At 71.7% G+C, this 16308-nt stretch carries 22 protein-coding genes; 17 read left to right on the top strand and 5 right to left on the bottom strand.

Annotated elements, in window-relative coordinates:
- Positions 1 to 671: 671 nt before the first annotated feature.
- From ACZ4QV_RS40165 to ACZ4QV_RS40195, 7 genes are all read left to right on the top strand, one after another.
- Complete coding sequence (locus ACZ4QV_RS40165; RefSeq protein WP_467764287.1) at positions 672 to 1130, top strand: hypothetical protein; 459 nt, start codon at positions 672 to 674, stop codon at positions 1128 to 1130.
- The gene (locus ACZ4QV_RS40170) at positions 1127 to 3331 is read left to right on the top strand and encodes a type IV secretory system conjugative DNA transfer family protein (protein ID WP_467764288.1); all 2205 of its coding nucleotides are present in this window, start codon (positions 1127 to 1129) and stop codon (positions 3329 to 3331) included. Before ACZ4QV_RS40165 ends, ACZ4QV_RS40170 begins: the two co-directional genes overlap by 4 nt.
- An 8-nt stretch (positions 3332 to 3339) precedes the next feature.
- A complete protein-coding gene (locus tag ACZ4QV_RS40175; protein ID WP_467764289.1) occupies positions 3340 to 4278 on the top strand; it encodes a replication-relaxation family protein in 939 nt (312 codons plus the stop codon).
- Positions 4279 to 4293: 15 nt separating this feature from the next.
- Positions 4294 to 4647, top strand: a complete 354-nt coding sequence (locus ACZ4QV_RS40180; RefSeq protein ID WP_467764290.1) for a hypothetical protein — start codon at positions 4294 to 4296, stop codon at positions 4645 to 4647.
- 88 nt (positions 4648 to 4735) lie between these two features.
- On the top strand, positions 4736 to 5821 hold the full coding sequence (locus tag ACZ4QV_RS40185) for a hypothetical protein (protein ID WP_467764291.1): 1086 nt from the start codon (positions 4736 to 4738) through the stop codon (positions 5819 to 5821).
- 151 nt (positions 5822 to 5972) lie between these two features.
- Positions 5973 to 6128: a hypothetical protein gene (locus tag ACZ4QV_RS40190; RefSeq protein WP_467764292.1), complete on the top strand. Its 156-nt coding sequence runs from the start codon at positions 5973 to 5975 to the stop codon at positions 6126 to 6128.
- A 367-nt stretch (positions 6129 to 6495) separates the two neighbouring features.
- Complete coding sequence (locus ACZ4QV_RS40195) at positions 6496 to 7044, top strand: GNAT family N-acetyltransferase (protein ID WP_467764293.1); 549 nt, start codon at positions 6496 to 6498, stop codon at positions 7042 to 7044.
- Positions 7045 to 7230: 186 nt separating this feature from the next.
- On the opposite strand, the gene ACZ4QV_RS40200 is transcribed toward ACZ4QV_RS40195, so the two are convergent.
- Positions 7231 to 7767 (bottom strand): GNAT family N-acetyltransferase, encoded by a 537-nt coding sequence (locus tag ACZ4QV_RS40200; RefSeq protein ID WP_467764294.1) that lies wholly within the window; start codon positions 7765 to 7767, stop codon positions 7231 to 7233.
- A 4-nt stretch (positions 7768 to 7771) separates the two neighbouring features.
- The gene (locus tag ACZ4QV_RS40205) at positions 7772 to 9052 is read right to left on the bottom strand and encodes a Tat pathway signal protein (RefSeq protein WP_467764295.1); all 1281 of its coding nucleotides are present in this window, start codon (positions 9050 to 9052) and stop codon (positions 7772 to 7774) included.
- A 179-nt stretch (positions 9053 to 9231) separates the two neighbouring features.
- On the opposite strand from ACZ4QV_RS40205, the gene ACZ4QV_RS40210 reads away from it, so the two are divergent.
- The 4 genes from ACZ4QV_RS40210 (at position 9232) to ACZ4QV_RS40225 (ending at position 10563) form a co-directional block, all read left to right on the top strand.
- A complete protein-coding gene (locus tag ACZ4QV_RS40210) occupies positions 9232 to 9465 on the top strand; it encodes a hypothetical protein (RefSeq protein WP_467764296.1) in 234 nt (77 codons plus the stop codon).
- 1 nt (position 9466) lies between these two features.
- Complete coding sequence (locus tag ACZ4QV_RS40215) at positions 9467 to 9631, top strand: hypothetical protein (RefSeq protein WP_467764297.1); 165 nt, start codon at positions 9467 to 9469, stop codon at positions 9629 to 9631.
- Complete coding sequence (locus ACZ4QV_RS40220) at positions 9628 to 9819, top strand: hypothetical protein (RefSeq protein WP_467764298.1); 192 nt, start codon at positions 9628 to 9630, stop codon at positions 9817 to 9819. The genes ACZ4QV_RS40215 and ACZ4QV_RS40220 overlap by 4 nt, the downstream gene beginning before the upstream one ends.
- A gap of 132 nt (positions 9820 to 9951) precedes the next feature.
- Positions 9952 to 10563, top strand: a complete 612-nt coding sequence (locus ACZ4QV_RS40225; protein WP_361157560.1) for a hypothetical protein — start codon at positions 9952 to 9954, stop codon at positions 10561 to 10563.
- On the opposite strand, the gene ACZ4QV_RS40230 is transcribed toward ACZ4QV_RS40225, so the two are convergent.
- Positions 10560 to 11006, bottom strand: coding sequence for a hypothetical protein (locus ACZ4QV_RS40230; RefSeq protein ID WP_361157558.1), 447 nt, complete (start codon positions 11004 to 11006; stop codon positions 10560 to 10562). The two genes, ACZ4QV_RS40225 and ACZ4QV_RS40230, sit on opposite strands and share 4 nt — an antisense overlap.
- Positions 11007 to 11038: 32 nt before the next feature.
- On the opposite strand from ACZ4QV_RS40230, the gene ACZ4QV_RS40235 reads away from it, so the two are divergent.
- The 5 genes from ACZ4QV_RS40235 to ACZ4QV_RS40255 all read left to right on the top strand — a co-directional run bounded on the left by ACZ4QV_RS40235 (position 11039) and on the right by ACZ4QV_RS40255 (position 14226).
- The gene (locus ACZ4QV_RS40235; protein WP_467764299.1) at positions 11039 to 11635 is read left to right on the top strand and encodes a hypothetical protein; all 597 of its coding nucleotides are present in this window, start codon (positions 11039 to 11041) and stop codon (positions 11633 to 11635) included.
- A gap of 259 nt (positions 11636 to 11894) precedes the next feature.
- On the top strand, positions 11895 to 12731 hold the full coding sequence (locus ACZ4QV_RS40240) for a hypothetical protein (protein ID WP_467764300.1): 837 nt from the start codon (positions 11895 to 11897) through the stop codon (positions 12729 to 12731).
- Between the two features lie 3 nt (positions 12732 to 12734).
- Positions 12735 to 12953: a DUF6207 family protein gene (locus tag ACZ4QV_RS40245; RefSeq protein WP_467764301.1), complete on the top strand. Its 219-nt coding sequence runs from the start codon at positions 12735 to 12737 to the stop codon at positions 12951 to 12953.
- Between the two features lie 63 nt (positions 12954 to 13016).
- Complete coding sequence (locus ACZ4QV_RS40250) at positions 13017 to 13970, top strand: ATP-dependent DNA ligase (RefSeq protein ID WP_467764302.1); 954 nt, start codon at positions 13017 to 13019, stop codon at positions 13968 to 13970.
- A gap of 73 nt (positions 13971 to 14043) precedes the next feature.
- Positions 14044 to 14226, top strand: coding sequence for a hypothetical protein (locus ACZ4QV_RS40255; RefSeq protein WP_467764303.1), 183 nt, complete (start codon positions 14044 to 14046; stop codon positions 14224 to 14226).
- Between the two features lie 21 nt (positions 14227 to 14247).
- Here ACZ4QV_RS40255 and ACZ4QV_RS40260 read toward each other — a convergent pair whose 3' ends face one another.
- Both ACZ4QV_RS40260 and ACZ4QV_RS40265 read right to left on the bottom strand, forming a co-directional pair.
- Positions 14248 to 14511, bottom strand: a complete 264-nt coding sequence (locus tag ACZ4QV_RS40260) for a hypothetical protein (RefSeq protein WP_467764304.1) — start codon at positions 14509 to 14511, stop codon at positions 14248 to 14250.
- A 356-nt stretch (positions 14512 to 14867) separates the two neighbouring features.
- On the bottom strand, positions 14868 to 15365 hold the full coding sequence (locus ACZ4QV_RS40265; RefSeq protein ID WP_467764305.1) for a hypothetical protein: 498 nt from the start codon (positions 15363 to 15365) through the stop codon (positions 14868 to 14870).
- Positions 15366 to 15824: 459 nt separating this feature from the next.
- On the opposite strand from ACZ4QV_RS40265, the gene ACZ4QV_RS40270 reads away from it, so the two are divergent.
- The gene (locus ACZ4QV_RS40270; RefSeq protein ID WP_467764306.1) at positions 15825 to 16229 is read left to right on the top strand and encodes a hypothetical protein; all 405 of its coding nucleotides are present in this window, start codon (positions 15825 to 15827) and stop codon (positions 16227 to 16229) included.
- Positions 16230 to 16308 lie beyond the last annotated feature (79 nt).

Raw genomic sequence — 16308 nt, forward strand, 5'->3', positions numbered from 1 at the left:
CGGCTCCAGCCGGGCCCACTGGCCGTTCGTCAGATCCCCACGCCCCACAAAGTGTGATCATCTACGACCAAGATCCACTTTCGCAACAGACCCTAGGGCCCGTGCGAAACGAATCCTCCCCGAACGCACTGAGAGTCTGAGGCTGTCGGGGCGTAGCCGGCCTCTCTCCGGTGCCGGGACCAGTGCGTTGTACGCGCCGGAGACGTCGATGCCCTGCCTGTGCATACGCCAAGACCTGCCGCAGCCCCACGCACGTGGAAGGCTTGCCCACCGAATGGGCAAGCCCCTTCCGCCCGGGGCAACCCTGGTGCCGCTCCTGGGCAAGCCTGTCGGGACGGCGATGCCCTTCTCCTGATCGAAATCGCTCAGTGCGTCCGACAGCCCGCGTGTGGACCTGGGCATGGCCGCTGACCGGCCGATTGCCGCAGCCGATCGGCCGCAGAACCAGTCGGCCACGTCGTCCGTCGGATACCCACGGAAGCCGTGACGAGCGAGCGTACGGCCGCTCACTGCAGTCGCCCTGGCAGCGGGTTAGGCACCCCAAAGGTAAAGAGTAAGAAAAATAGACGGGATGGTGTCCGAACCGGCCTTCCAGCCGCACTTGGTCCAGGTGAAAGGACCGCAACCGCTGGAGGACCCATGCAGTACACCCGCCCCGGCCGGAGCCGGGCATGAGCGCCGAGCTGCCCGGCGTGGCAGCCGTCCTCGATGCCGCCCACGTCATCGCCACGAGTGCCCCCTACCTAGCCGTCCTCGTCCTGGCCGCAGCCGTCGCCGCGGGGATCATGGGCCTGCGCCGCCGACGGCAGGCCGGGGCAGCCCTGGCTCACCGGACGTGTGTCGAGCTGGTGCCGACGTCCACGTTCAACCCCGGCATGGAAGAGGTCGGCCGGGCAGCCCACCAGTTCGCCCGGATCCATCACGCGGCCGGTGCCCCGGCCCGCGGTTCCGCCGCCCGCCTGCGCTACACCGTCACCGACGGCCAGATGCGCTGCTACCTCGAAGGCCCGGCGGATGCGGCCGCGGTGCTGCGCATGCCCGCCTACGCCGAGGTCGAGGTCCGCACCCCGCAGGCCCGTCCCGACATCCACCCGGTGCACTTCGCGGTGGCCAAGGAGGCCCGGCGATGACCTCCACCGACCTGACCAAGCCCCGCCAGACCGCGCCCGCACCCGCCCCGGCGGCGCCGCAGTACTTCGAGCGCGCCGAGCTGGTCCTGGCGCTCCCCGATGCCAAGCCCCTGGCCTCCTTGGGCCTGGCCCCCGACCCGCTGCAGCATCTGGCCGCCGCTCTGGCCGGCGTGCGCAGTGAGGACGGCGAACAGACGGAGCTGTGCCTGGACCTGGTCCCGGTCAGCGAACGCCGCCTCGCCCGCCGCCGCCGCAGCCTGCTCGCCGCCGCCCGCCGCCGCGGCCCCTCCGCTTACGGCGAGAGCCTCACCGAGGGCGGCGCCGCCGGCCTCGGCAGCGGCCTCATGGACGCCGTGGCCTCCGACTGGAAGGGCAACCGCTCCGTACGCGTCACCAAGCGGGTGCCGCGGCAGAGCGACGTCCGCGACAGCGTCGGCAAGTTCACCCCCGGCGGCGCGGTCTTCGCCGTCCAGCTCCTGCTGCGGACCGGCGCCCGCCACCCCCAGGCCGCCCACGCTCGCATGAACCAGCTGCTCGCGGCCCTGGCCTCCACCAGCGGCGAGAACTACTTGCGGCCCCACCGCCCCAAGAGCCGCCGGGCCATCGCCCGCTTCGACCGCCGCATGGCCACCGGCGAGTTCGCGCCCCGTCGCCGGCAGTGGCTGACCGTCCCCGAACTCGCCGGGTTCCTCAAGCCCCCCACCGTCCGCTGCTCGGGCAGCAACCTCGTGCGCTGCGGCGGCATCGTCCCGCCGGCCCCGGCCACCTTGCCCGTCTATACCGGGCAGTCCGACCTTGTCCCGCTCGGCGCCGTCACCTACCCCGACGGCCGCGAACGCATCGGCGCCGCCCGCGCCAAGGACCTCCTGTTCGGCCTGCAGCTGGGCAAGGCCGGTCACGGCAAGACCGAAGCCGGCCTTGTCCAGGCCATCGCCCTGGCCCACACGGGCCACGGCGTGTGGTTCCTCGACCCCCACGGCGAAGCCTGGACGCGCGCCCAGCCCTACCTCGCCCACCCGCATCTGCAGGACCGCATCTGGGAGATCAACCTGGCCACTCCCACCCCCGGCCAGCGCGTGGTGTCGTGGAACCCGTTGTCGATGGAAGGGCGCGACGCCACCCACGTCCAGGACGTCGTCCGCGCGGTCACCGAGGGCATCGCCGCCGCGCAGGACTGGGGCGACAAGGCGCCGCGCGCCCGCACCATCCTGGCGCGCACCGTCCAGGCCCTGGCCCTCCTCGCGCTCCAGGCGGCCGCCGCCGGCCGGCCCGATCTGCAGCCCACCATCTTCCAGATCCGCACCTGGCTGACCGACGAGAACTGGCGCGAGGCCCTGCTGCCGCAGCTGCCGCCCACCGTCCGCAAGTACTGGACCACCACGTTCCCGAAGCTGGCGGAGAACGCGGTACCCACCGTCACCTACGCCATCGACCGCATCGACACCTCCATGTCCCTGCGGGCCTTCTTCGGCTCACCGCGCTCCGGCTACGACGTCCGCACCGCCATGGACACCGGCCGCATCGTCTTCGTCTGCCCCTCCGGCTCCGAATCGGACGCACTGGTCTCCTGCCTGCTCATCCACGACCTGCACCGCGCCGGCCTCTCCCGCCAGGACACCCTCCGCGCCGACCGCAAGACGTTCTGGGCCTGGGGCGATGAACTCACCGCCCTGGACTCCTCCAGCAAAGGCTTCCTCGCGGCCATCGCCGAGCAGCTGCGCAAGTACGAGGTCCGCTTCATCGGCATGACGCAGATGGCGCTGCGCCTGTCCGCGACCACCCGGCAGGCGCTGCTGCAAAACCAGTCGCTGCTGTCGACCTGCGCCGCCGACTACGACGAAGCCGCCTTCGTCGCCCGCCGCTGGAACGGGCACGTCACCGCCGAAACCATCACCGAACTGCCCAAATACCACTACGTGATGTCGATCGCCCTCGACGGCCGCCCCACCAAGCCCTTCCGCGTCCGCGGCCTGCCCGTCGACGAAATCTTCGCCCACCACTACAACCCCGACGGCCTGCCCGCCCTGCACCGGGCCATCGACACCAACACCCGCCGACGCCCGGTCGGCGAGATCCTCGACGCCCTCGAAACCCTCGACGACGACATCCTCGCGCTGTTCACCGCCCGCCCCACCCCGCCCGCCCCCAGCACTCCGAGCCCCGGCGGCCCCGGCGACGAGCAGCACACCCACCTCGGCTAGGAGGCGCCATGCCCTACCCCCACCCCGTCCCCGCCGGAGCGAGCGTCACCGGCCAGCACGCCCTCAACGCCCTCTACCAGCACCGTCTGGTCTCCACCGGACAGCTCCACCGCCTGATCACCCCCCAGCACACCCGATCCGAATACCTCCGCCGCCAGCTCCAGAGCCTGCGCGCCGACGGCCTGGTCGAGTGCGTCAACCGCCGCCGCCACGGACAGAGCGAACTGCTGTGGTGGCTGACCGAAGCCGGCGCCGAAGCCGTGGAAGCCACCGGGCTGCTGGCCAAACGCCCCTACCGCATGAGCCCACAGGCCGCCGCCGGCCCCCTGCAGGAGCACACCCTGGCCACCGTCGAAACCGGCCTCGCCTTCGTCACCCACGCCGCCCGCCTCGGCCACGAATGCGGCCCGCTGGACTGGTCCCCGGAGACCGCCCACTACTACCGCTGCGACGACCGCCCCGGCGAAGAGCTGTCCCTCATCCCCGACGCCGTCCTGCACTACGTCCACACCGAAGCCGACCGGCGCACCCTGCTCACCTTCTTCCTCGAGGTCGACCGCACCCAGATGACCGTGGGACGCCTCGCCCACAAACTCCACGCCTACGCCGCCTACCACGCCTACACCCCGCAGCCGGCCAACCGCGCAGCACGCCACCACTCCAGGCCCCAGCCGGCCTGGCGCAGCCGCTACCCCCTCTACCCCCGCATCCTGCTCGTCCTGACCGGCGCCACACCCGCGCGGCTCCAGCGCCGCATCCACGACCTGCGCAGCCTCGCCGCCGCCGACCCCCACCTGGCCACCACCGGCATCAAGGCCGGCGCCACCACCCTCGACCAATTGCGCGACCAGGGCCCCTTCGCCCCCATCGTCACCCCCGTACTCGGCTCCGCCACCCCGACCGGCATCTGGCTCACCGCCACCACGCCCGCCGCCACCGCGGCCTGACCGACAAGGACCCCCATGCTCTGGTTCACCTCCCCCCAGCCGGCCCTCGCTTCCACTCCCGCCCTGTTCCACCGGCCGGCGTGCGATGACCTGGCCACGGCGGACCTGCCGCACACCCCGCTGATCGCCGAAATGCTCGCCCTGTACTGCCACACCCGCCCCCTCGCAACGCTCGCCGGACAGGAGCAGAGCGCGGAGGAGTACCGGATGATCGCCCGCTCCGTCATCCACCACCTCTACGAGGGCTGGCAGCAACAGACCGGCGGCCGCGGACGCATCGACGACCTTCTTCTGATCCCCCGCAGCGACGGGCCGGCCACCGTCACTCCGGCCCCGCCGTACTCGGACAGAGCCCGTACCCCGCACTGAAACGGCAGTGGCCACGGAGACATCACCTCCGCGGCCACCCACGCCTTTCAGCGTCTGCACTCCCCGCTAGGAAAGCGCACTTCTCATCATGCCCGAGCGCCCCACCGGCGACCACCACAGCGCGGAAACCGGCCCGGCACGACCAGAATTCACTCTCGTCCTCGCCCCGGACCACCAGGAATGCCACACCACCGCATCCCGCCGGCTGCGCCGCGCCGAGGACTTCCGCACCGCCGCCCACCACATGATCAACAGCGGCTACCACCCGAAGGCCGGCGTCACCACCCTGCGCCTCGCCGAACTCTTGGCCGCCCGCATGCGCACCAGCCGCGACGGACACTTCGTCTTCGCCGCCGACGCCAGCGCCCGCGCCCTCGGCGTCTCCCGCCGCACCGTGATGTATGCCGCCAAGCACCTGCGCGAGCTCGGCCTGATCGCCTACGTCGAACACGGCAGCAAAGCCAACGTGCTCCGTACGAAAGGCGCCTGGAAAGCGGGCGACGGCTACCGAGCCACCGCCACCGTCTTCGCCGCCGTCGCCCCGCCCGTGTACGACGCGGTCCGAGGCCGGCGCCTCTCCGGCCACGGCTACCACGCCCGCGTCATCGGCGTCACCTCCCGCGGCCGGCGCCGCGCCATCGCCGACGCCCGTCGCACGGCCGCGGCCACACCTGCCGAACACCGGTCGCGTTGCACCCCTTCTGTGGTGGTCTCCACAGACCACCGACATGTGCAGGTAGACGGGGGGAAGAACTACACCTCGCGCACGCGCGCGACGCGCAAAACCCCCACCTCCAGCCGCCACCGCACCACGCCACAGCGCTGCGCCCGCAACATCACCGTCACCGAGCAGCTCCAGAACGAGATCTGGTGGCTCCACCGCACCTGCTCACGCAAACTCGCCTACGCCCTGCGCCCCCTGCTCGACGCCGGCTGGACCGCCCAGAGCCTGGCCGCCGAACTTTGGACCTGGGGTGTCCCCGGACACCTCCGCGATCCCATCGCCTACGTCCACCACGAACTGGCACGCCGCCAGCACACCGGATACCTTCCCCCCACCCACACCCCGGCACCCCAGCCCGCCCCCACCCCTCCCGCGGACGAGACCGCCGAGCGCTACACCGCCTTCCTCCGCTCCCTGAACGGCACCCACACCGGCTTGGCAGCACTATGAGACCAACCTCCGCCCCGGCCTGCGCCGGGCTCTCGCCGCCCGCCGCACCCAGCCTGCCGCGCAGGCGCCCCGGCAGGCGTGGCGACTGCGGGAACCGGAAGGCCACTTCTGGCAGTCGCTCGCAGCCCCGCGCAGCGGCTCTCCGCTCGACATGTACCGACGACGCGCTTGTGGTGCGTGCCCGTCTTCTCGGCCTGCCCCGGACGCGCACGAGGGATGGATGGAAGCGCTGCGCGATCAGCAGGCAGCGCAGCGCGCCTTCGCCGCCCTGCGCGCCGAACTGGACGAGCGCGCCGCCGCCCGCTGACCAGTTGGACCGAGGGGCGGTTTCATGGGCGGCTCCACGGTTGCTTTCATCGTGGGATTCATCGTGGGACCCAAGCACGGACCGAGGGTGGGAAGCCGCCTTCGACGCCACGCCGAATTGATGCAGGTCAGGCCCTGTAGGCAAGCCCTGCCGTTGCGCCGACATCTCTTCCTACGCGATAGACGGAGGAAGAGAATTCCTATCAGCGTGCCGCGCGCCCTGCCGCGCCCGATCAGTCAGGCGGCACTTCAGCCCAAGACCTGCGCAGTCTTCGGTGCACCCGCCGGCCTGGGACGGACCGCGATCGAAACGCAGAACCCTTCCAACAGCACGGTGGGGCTCAGCCACGCCGTGTGAGACTACGCCGATGACCGAGATCGAGACCCCGCGCCTGGTCCTGCGCCGCTTCCGGGTCCAGGACGCGGCTCCCATGGCGGCTTACCGCAACGTCCCGCACATAGCCCGCTACCAGGCATGGCCCTCGCCCCTCACACCCGAAGCCGCCATCCACCAGGCTCGCGTCTACAGCGAACAGGACCCCGAGCAGCCCGGCTGGTTCCAGTACGCCATCGAACTCAAGGCCGACCGGAGCCTGGCGGGCGACCTCGGCGTGAACCTTCACGACAACTGCCTGCAGGCCGACCTCGGCTTCACGCTCGCCCCGGCCCTGCACGGCCAGGGATACGCCACCGAAGCCGTACGCGCCGCGCTCGGCCACCTCTTTTGCCGGGGACTGCACCGGGTGTCCGCCGAATGCGACGCCCGCAACACCCCCTCGGGCCGCCTGCTGGAACGCGTCGGCTTCGGCCTCGAAGGCCGGCGCCCCGAGTACACCTTGAACATCAACACTGGAGAATGGACCGACACCCTCCTGTACGGCCTGCTGGCCAGCCGCTGGCAGACACTGGCTGGATAGACCGGGCCGGCGGCACTCGGGGTCCGACGTCGGGAAAGGGCGTCTATGAGATCGAATACGTCGATGCTGGCGAGCGCTGCGCGGTAGACGATGGGCTTCAGGGACTCGGAGCTGCTCTCCTTCAGCACATCGGCGTGGGTAGCACGGCCGGCCTTGAGGGGCGCGCACTGAGTCGTCTTTCGTCGGTCAGCTCAGGTGCAGGGGACGCGTCATGGCGGCGAAGACGGGGGAGTCGGGGAAGGGCTGCTGGCGGCCGACTTCTTCGTAGCCCCAGGTGCGGTACAGGTCCATGACCTTGGGGTGAGCAGGGTCGACGAGGAGGGTGACGCGTTGTTCGTCGCGGTGGGCGAGCAGTTCGTCGTGCAGGCGCTGGGACAGGCCCTGGCCACGCCAGGGCTTGCGGATCATCAGTTCGTTGAAAGCGAGGGTGCGGTGGCCGTCCTCAACGGCATACCCCTTGGGCAGCGGGGTGATCATGTGGTCCCACCAGGCGGTGTCGGGGCCCAGGGGGACGGCGTAGGCGAAGCCGGCAGGCTCGCCGCCGGCGTAGGCGATGACGGTCTCCCAGCCGGGGCGGGCGGCGTGGCTGCTCAGGCGCTCATCGAACCGGTCGGTGGAGTGGAACGCGTCGTCCTGGTCGGCGTAGACGTCGGCGTAGACCGTCAGGAGGGCCGGCCGGACCGCGTCGACATCGTGGTGGTGGCGCAACTGGACCGTGGTCATGTGGCTATGCCTTCTCTCGGAGGTGGTCGGCCCAGGCGCGGGCCTCGGGGGCATCGGGAGCAAGGGCCTGCAGACGGGCGGTGAAGGCGCTCAGGAGGCGTTCGGTACGCCCGTGCCACGCGTCGTGGGGGATGGCTCGCGCGGTGGCGAGCGCCGGAGTGAGGGCATCTTGTTCGAGCTGGGCACGGGCCAGGTGCACCAGGGCCAAGGCGCGGTTGCGCAGCAGGTCGGGGCGGAGCTGGGCGAGGTGGCGGTGGGCGTGGGCTTCGGTGTCGGCCCATCGGCCGAGGCTGTGGTGGGCGATGAGCGCCAGCAGTTCGAGCTCGGCCTGGTCGTAGAAGTCCATCCAGGGGGGCCGCGGGCGGTCGGAAGCGGTCAAGGCTGCGCGGCCCAGTGCGTCCTGGGCGTGGCCGAGGCTGCGCAGTACGGCCTGCGGGTCGTGGAGGTCGCCGAGGTGGACGGCGGTGCGGGCGTGGACGAGCGAGGCGTACAGCGGATCGCGGCGCACGATGCTGGTGGCGCGCGCGGCGTCATCGGCGGCCAGCGCATCGGTGTATCGGCCCAGCTGCCGGTACAGCGCACCGGCGTGGCCCCAGACGCGGAACTGCACGGGCGAATCGGCGCTCAGGCCCGCCAGCGTGACGGCCTGGTGCATGTGCTGCTGCGCCGCCTCCAGACGGCGCCCGTCGATCGCGGCCCACATGGCCGAGGAGGTGAACGCGGCCGCCAGGGAATACAGGTGGCCGCGGACCCGGGCGGAGGCGGTGCCGCGCTGCTGCAGGTCGAGTGCCTGCCGGGCCAGCGCGCCGGCGCGGGCCTCGATGCCCACCGTGCCGCCGTGCCGGTTGTCACTGGCCACGACGTCGGCCAGTTTCGCGGTCAGGCGCTCGACATCGCTCATGCCCACCCGCCGTCGCCGCTCATCGGCAACGGCGCCTGACGTACTGCCGGCGACACCGAGAGCTGATCCTGCGGTAGCGGTGACGAAGCGGCGACGATGCACGGCTTCTCCCTTCTGCGCGCCGGCGGCGGCCCGCCGGGCGGGCACGACGAAACCCAGCTCGGTCATGTCCCGGCCGGTGACGATGTGCAACGCGACGCTCTGCAGGGACTGGGGCCAGCGGGCCGTGCCGCTGCGCCATTTGTGGATGGTGCGCTCGCTGACCTGGCCCTGGCGTCCGCTCAGGCGGCCGATGGCCGTGTTCACCTCGTCGGCCAGCTCCCGGACCGTCATGCCGTGAGCATCCATCCACCGGACCAGCGCCTCATTGCGCCTGCGTTCCATGAACCCACGGTAGGACCGCAGCACCACCCGAACCCGGTAAAGGAACGGTCAATTGGGCAGGGCGCATGCACGCGGGATTCGGCCCGCTGGGCATGACGGAAGACCGCGGGCGCCGGTTTTCTGTACGTACGGCGCCTGTGGCGCGCATCACACAGGCCCCCTCGCCGGAAGGACCTGCCATGCCGCCCCCTGCCGACCCGAGCACCATGTCATCGCTGCACAAGGGAGCCCGGGTCACCGACACCGTCAGCGGCACCCCCGCCGTCGTCGAAGCTCTGGGCGACGCCACCGGCACGCCCCGCCCCGCGGGGCAGGCCACCCACATCTGGCTGCGCCCTCCGGGCCGGCAGGGCCCGGTCTGGTCACGTCCCGTCGACCGCGTCCGCCCCGCCGACACCCAGGGCGAGGCGTGAGATGAAGCGGCACTGTCCCGGCTGCCGCAGGCTGCGCGCCGAAGCCGAGCAGCCCGGCGCCGACCTGGACGACATCCTGGCGCGTGTCGCGCTGCACGAAACCGCGGCGCACCCCCGGCGGCCGCCCACGCCCAGGACCACGAAGCCGCTGGCGGTACGGAGGTGAGCGCGCACGCCGCACCGCACCGGTGGCGGCCGCGCGAACTGGGCGCGGTCTGCGCCGGGGTGCTGTGGGCCACCGCTCACGCCACCGCGCTCGGACTGCTCGCCGAAATCGTCACGCGTGACCTCGACCAGCAGCACGGCCAGGAGCCGGTCGCCGCGGCCGCCGACACCCTGCCCGACAGCCCGTAGACGGCCGCGCGCCGGGCCGGCGACCGCCCCCGGCGCGCGGCGCAGATGTCGCCCCTTTCCCCCGAGGGGAGCGGCACGGCCCGCCCGCACCCGCGGGCGGGCCGCCACCTCACCACCGGAAGGACACCCACGATGGATGACCAGATGAACACCCTGCCCGACCCCACACAGGTCGGAGCCCGCGCCCGCGAGATCCTCCTGACGTTGCAGTCGTGGCCGGAGTTCGCGCGGCTGGAGGCCAGCACCCTCGCCTACCCGGACTGCTGGGGGACCTACACCGGCTACACCACCATCGCCCGCTTCGACCTGGCCACGGACGCGCGGCCGCTGTGGCTGGAGGCCCAGCGCGTGATGGCCATGAAGACCGCGGTGCACGAGATCACCGGGCAGGACGAGCGGGCCGCCGAACTCGTGGTGCCGGCCCCGGTCGACGAGATGGTCCACGCCCTGCTCGCCCAGCACAACCTGGCCCGCAAGTTCGAGACCGAGACCGGCCTCGCCCTGGTGCACATGACCGACCAGGAGACCTTCGGGTGGGAACCGGGCGACTACACGCACCAGGTCTACGTCGCGGCCTGGGACGCCGAGCCGCCCGAGCGGTACTGGATCCCCAAAACCGAGGCAGCTCGCCGGCACCGCATCCTCGACATGCTCCTGTCGTCCATCGGCATCGCGGACCTGGGGCGCCGGCACCACATCGGCTTCACGCCGGAGCAGGAGGCCGTGGCCGCCGCCGCAGCCTAGGACAGTCGGCCTGACCCCAGCACCCGCCGCAGCGCGGTGACCACCAGGTCCGCCGGGAACCGGGCGGCCGCCACGTCATGGACGCGCTGCAGCGCCGCCTCGAACACCAGCGGTTCGACGCCGCCGAGGTAGGCCAGCAGCCACTGGTCGAGCCCGTCAGCCCCCTCCGGAAGCGGAGGCGGGTCGGCGGGCCCGCCCGCCCCCGGCAGCGGGGCCCCGGCCGACGCGTAGGCGCCGGCCGGCAGCCCGACCCGGTCCGGATGCACGCACACCGGCGTCCCGCCGTCCCGCAGCACCCGGTAGCCGTGGGCACGCTCGTACGCCGACTCCTTCGACGGCTTCGGCACCACGTCGAAGCCGCCCAGCGGCAGACACAGGGACGGGCAGACCCCGCACACCAGGTGCTCACGGCCGGGCGCCAGACGCGGCGCGGCATCAGTCACAGTCCGCACATTAGCCATCCCAGGAGCAAGCCGTGACCGGCTTCATCACCCAGTCCCGCGAAAACCACCCCGAGGTGGAGAACGCGTTCCGCCTCGCCGTCGCATGGTGCGACGGACACCGGATCGACGGCGCACCCGCCATCGCACACGCTCTCAAAGTCACCCGCACCCTCGGAGCACACTGCCCGGACGCCCCCGCGCACGTCATCGCCGCGACGTTGCTGCACGACGCCCCCGACCTCGCCCCCGAAGACGGCATGGAAGCCCGTGTCACCACGGCCGCAGGCACCCTGACGCTGGATTTCATCCGCGACCTCTACGCCGAGCACGCCGTCCTCGCGCACCCGACCGAGGCCGCCGGCAGCGCGCACCTGCGCACGCTCACAACGGTGCCGTGGCTGATGGCGGCCGCAGTCGCCGACAAAATCGTGGCGTTCGAGTACGCCGTCGACCTCGCCGAGCACGCCCCTGACGCGGCCGCCTTCTGGGCCGGACGCCCCGCCTTCACGCGACTGCTGCCGTATTTCCACCGCGTCCAGCGCGCGGCCGACCGTGTGGTGCCGCAGTCCATGAGCCTCGCGTACGGACGTCTGCTGGCCCGATGCCCGAAGGCGACCGCGGCCACCTGACCTACGTCAGGGCGGCCCCCATGACACGAGGGTCTGCTACCGGCAGCCGAAAGCCCGCCGGGGACCGAGCCTCGGGGCGTGTTACTCGGGCACCGGCAACAGGACGCGCTCGTCCTTCTCCAGCGCACCGCTCACAGAGGTGTGCCGCGCGGAACGATAGGCCGTACGGCGCTTGCCGCGACGGTCCCGAAGCCGCTGCGGGACCGTCGCGGCTGCGGCTGCTGCCGGGTGCCGGAAGACGGCAGGTAGCGTCGGGCACATGAACGATTCACCATCCGGCCCCGACGGCAGGACACTGCGCTACCTGGCAGACCAGGTGAACGGCCAGGTACCGATGAGGCTCGTCACGGAGCTGGACCCGCTGCAGCAGGCGGTGCTCGCCACCGGCCGCGCGCTGGAACACCTCGGCGTGCTGGCCGAGCCCGACCCGCGCTTTCCGCAAGACACCGACAATCCAGGCCCGCGGATAGCGGACCTGGCCTACCAGGCCAATGCGGTGCGCCAGCATTCCCACGAACTGTGGGCCCAGCGGCAAAGCGAAGCAGACCTGCTGGCCGCCCAGGCCCAGGAACGCGCGGACGCGGTCGGCGAAGTGCCGTACATCGAGACCGCGGAACTGACGCTGAACCGCCCGGGCGGCGAACCGGTGACGGTACGCGTGTCCTGCGGCGCACAAGGGACCCGCTGGTCGTGCGACGATCCGGCGCTGTCGGGCGCCACCGGCATCGTCGACCATCTGGAAATCGACAACGCGCTGCAGACGCTCGCGCGCGTGCTGGAGCCCTGCTTGCGCCAGGCCGAGTCCGGCGCAAGCACCGCAGGACACGAACCTTCGCCCGGTGGCCGCGCGGCCCTCCTGCCCAGGCGATCCGCGGCGCCGGCCGCTACAGGGTGTGGTGGACAGCTGCGTCCTGCACGCTCGCCGCAGAAGCCCGATGGCGGTGGCGGTGTCCGGGCGCGCTCGGCGGAGCCGTCGATCCGGTCAGTGGCCCCTTGCTTCACCGCGGCCAGGCTCTTGGCATCGGGCTGTTCGCCGCCCGTACGGGTGATCTCCGGGGCGTGGGCGAACCACTGGGCCGCCCGGACGGTCTTGTGATGCGTGAAGCCGATCAGTGAGGTGCAGATCGCCGGGCCGGGGCTGGCCCCGGTGGACGTGGTGGCCGGTGATGAGGAGACCGCGGCTGCGGCTGTCCAGGCGTTGTGCGCGCTGTGGTGGTCCAGCGGCCCGTCGCGGCCGTGGCGGGTCCCCGGCCAGGCCGGTGTCCGGATGCGGGCCTATGTGGACATCCGGCGGGAGCCGGACGGGACCTGCGTCTGACGCGGGGGAGTGGACTCACCGATGGGGGCGGGCCGTCGGGGCGCGGCGGGGTAGGGCTGATGCGTGCCACCACCGTTCTCCCTTCCCACCGGCCTCGCACTGGCGCGCCCCGTCGACAAGATCCGCACCGGACCGGGGTGGACGATGGAGGCCAAGCTCGACGGGTGGCGCTGCAGCGTGCACACCGGCTCCGGCCGTATCTGGAGCCGTCACGGCAAGGAGCTGACCCGGGCCTTCAGCGACGTGGCGGAGGTGGCGCGCCAGCTGCCGGACTGCGTCCTGGACGGTGAGCTCTTGGCGGTGACGGAGGCGGGTGGGATCTCCTTCGGGCGGCTGCAGACCCGGGCCGGACGCGGCCCGAAGCAGGGTGCCGACTTCACCGTGCACTTGGCCGCGTTCGACGTCCTGGCCGTCGGGGACCATACGGACTGCCGCCCCAGCTCGTACGGGGAGCGCCGCGCCATCTTGCTCGACCTTTTGGAGGGCGGGCCGCCGCAGATCCGCCCGGTGCCGGCCACGCGCGACATCGAGGAGGCGATGAGCTGGGTCGGCGCGCTCGGAGGCGTCGAAGGGGTGGTGTCCAAGCCGGACCGGCCCTACGCGGCCGGCCGTACGGCCTCGGGCTGGCTCAAGTGGCGCCAGCGCCACACCCTGGACGTCGCGGTCCTCGGTGTCACCGGCACCACCCCCGCCACCCAGGCCCTCGTGCTCGGCCTGCCCCGTGCCCGTGGCGCCTTGCGGGCCGTGGGTGTGAGCCTGCCGCTGTCGGCCGCGCTGCGCCACCAGCTCGCCGGCCTGCTGCGCCCGCAGGGCGAGGGACGCAGCGAGCTGCCGGGCACCGTCGGCGGGCTGCCCGGTGCGCCGCCGGTCTCCTACCTGCCCGTATGGCCGGAGGTGGTGGTGGAGATCGAGGCGGACCAGCCGGCCGCCTCGGAGTTCGGGCGTTTTCGCCACCGGCCCCGTGCGGTGCGCGTGCGCGGGGACCTGGCCGTCGACGAGCTCCCCGCCGTTCCCTAACCGCACGCCGCTGGCAGCGGGAATACCGGGGCGGGGAGTCGGTTCTTCAAGGTTGAACGAGAGGACGACCACTATGACCACGCCCGCCGCCCGCCCGAGCATCGCGCTGACCTGCCCGTCCGACCAGGTCGGCCGGTGCGCCCGGTGCCAGCAGCCGTGCCACCGCTACGGGTACGGGGGGAATCCTCTGTGCCTGCGGTGTCTGGAGTCGGTCCGTGCCGCCCAGGGCAAGCCCATCCCGCAGGCGGCGGCCTGACCGAAGGCGGCCTGAAAGCCGTCAGGTGTCGGGGTGCAGGGCCTGGCGCAGCAGGGTGACAGTGGCGTCCGCGGCTGTCACGGTGGCGTCGTCCGCACCGTGTGCCGGATCCTGGAGGTCTTCCAGGAGGGCGACGGCGGCTTCGAGGACGCCGGCGTGGACGGGAACGGTGCGCAGGGCGGCCAGGGAGGCGGTGGCGCGTCCGGCCGCGGAGACGTCGCCGGGCTGGGGGATGAGCTGAGCAACGCCCCGGCCGAGGGCCCGGGATGCGGGGGTGGTAGTCACCGCACCAGTGTCCCGTATCGTCCCAGTCCCCCGGGCTGGCGCTGGGAACGCTGAGAAGAAGACAGGAGCCGGGGCGGACCGGGCCGGGTCGTCACCGGCCCGGCCCGCCTGGGCCCCGTTCGCCTTCCTCAGAAGCGAGGGCGAGCCGATCCTGCCCCTGCGGCCGAGCCGATATGCCCCGTGTGCGGCGGGCCCCGGCACGAGCACGACGAAACTCGGCGAGGCCCGCTCAGCATCCTGAGGGCGTCCGTTGGCCGGGCAGCTATCCGGATGGGCATCTGCGGGCGGCCCGGGCAGGCGGGCCTGCCGGGTCCGGCGCTGTTCCTGTGCTCCGGTTCCGTGGTGGTGTGGCCTGGTCAGTGGAGGGCGCCGCCGAGCGCCGTCAGCAGTCGGTGCTCACACTCTCCGGGGCCGTTGACGTGGTCGACGAAGTCGGCGGTCAGTGCGAGCGCGCACGTCATAGCGATCCGCTCGCTGTCGGGGGTCGGCCCGGCCTGCTCCCGCCAGGCGAGTGCGTCGCGTCCTTCGAAGGCGACGGCCGCCACGTGGCGGACCATCGGCAGGTCGGACGGCTCCACGTATCCGGACCACTGCCTGACGATCTTGTTCATCAGGGTGTCGATGAACCGCTGGGCGAACTGCTCACCGCCGGGGGTGCCGGCGCCGATCTGGTCCAGCGCGCCGCAGAGCAGAACGATGGTGCCCCGCAGCAGTTCGCCGGTGCCGTGGGTGGCCGCGGCCGCCGCGATGCGGTTGCCGCCACCCGCTACGTCCTGGCCGCACACCCGGACATGAAGAACGGTCCCATCGCTCCGAGCATCCAGGTCGGAGTCGTGCCATGGGGGTGCGTCCATGCTGCTGCAAAGTGTCCGGGCACAGGTTTCTTCCCCGCGCCTGAGGGCTCCAGGCGCGGGCATCGGCGTCATGGTCCCCTCTCGGCCACTGCGCATGTACCGCACCGACACCGCCGGGCGTGTCCCGTCGGAGGATGGAGTACGACGAGGTGGCCGCTTCCGGCCGGGTGCAGGAGGCGTGATCCCAGGTGGGCGCGTCATGGCGGGCACGGCAGCCCACGGTTCTGGTCCGGGAAAGTCGAAATGCGTATCGACGCATTGCCCGATACTGCTGAGATACGACGCAAAACGGTGTGAAGTCCCCCTGCGGGATGTACTCGCGATGCGGCAGTATCGCCGGGGCTGCGATATCTCTCGCGTGACGCAGTCCTTGCCTTGTCTGAAACCCTTGGTGGTATAGGGCGTATTTGAGCTGTATACATAAAGTGATGGCCAGCCGGGCTGGAGGAGGGAGAAAGCATGGCGCGTGAACAGGTCGCGGAGATCTGTAATGAGGTCAATGCGACGCGTGTGGTGGATGTGGAAGCGGATGTGGTGGTGCTCGAATATTCGGCCACGGGCAGCGGTGAGGTGGCGGGGCAGCGGGTCACCGATATTGCGACGCATGTCTCGAAGAGGTACCCCGATGGCACCGAAAGCGCCACGGCGCGTTTCTTGGTGACGCCGGAAGACGGTGACGGTCAGCTCATTCTGGTCGGCAGCGCGACGGGAACAGTTGAAGACGATGGGGGCGTGCTCTTCAAGGGTTCGCTGACGGCGCGCAGTACCGGCGGGGCGTTCGAGGACCTCAACGGCCAGGCGATTTTGGCGGAGGGAAGGATTCAGCCCGACGGCTCTGTCCGGCACCGGTGGTGGACTTTCTGAAGACTGTGCGTGAAGGCGTTTGACTTCTGGCGCCGCGTGGAGTGGTGTCTCCTTGGCGGCCGGGCTCGCGCTTTGTCGT

Source organism: Streptomyces sp. NPDC026394 (assembly GCF_055567735.1).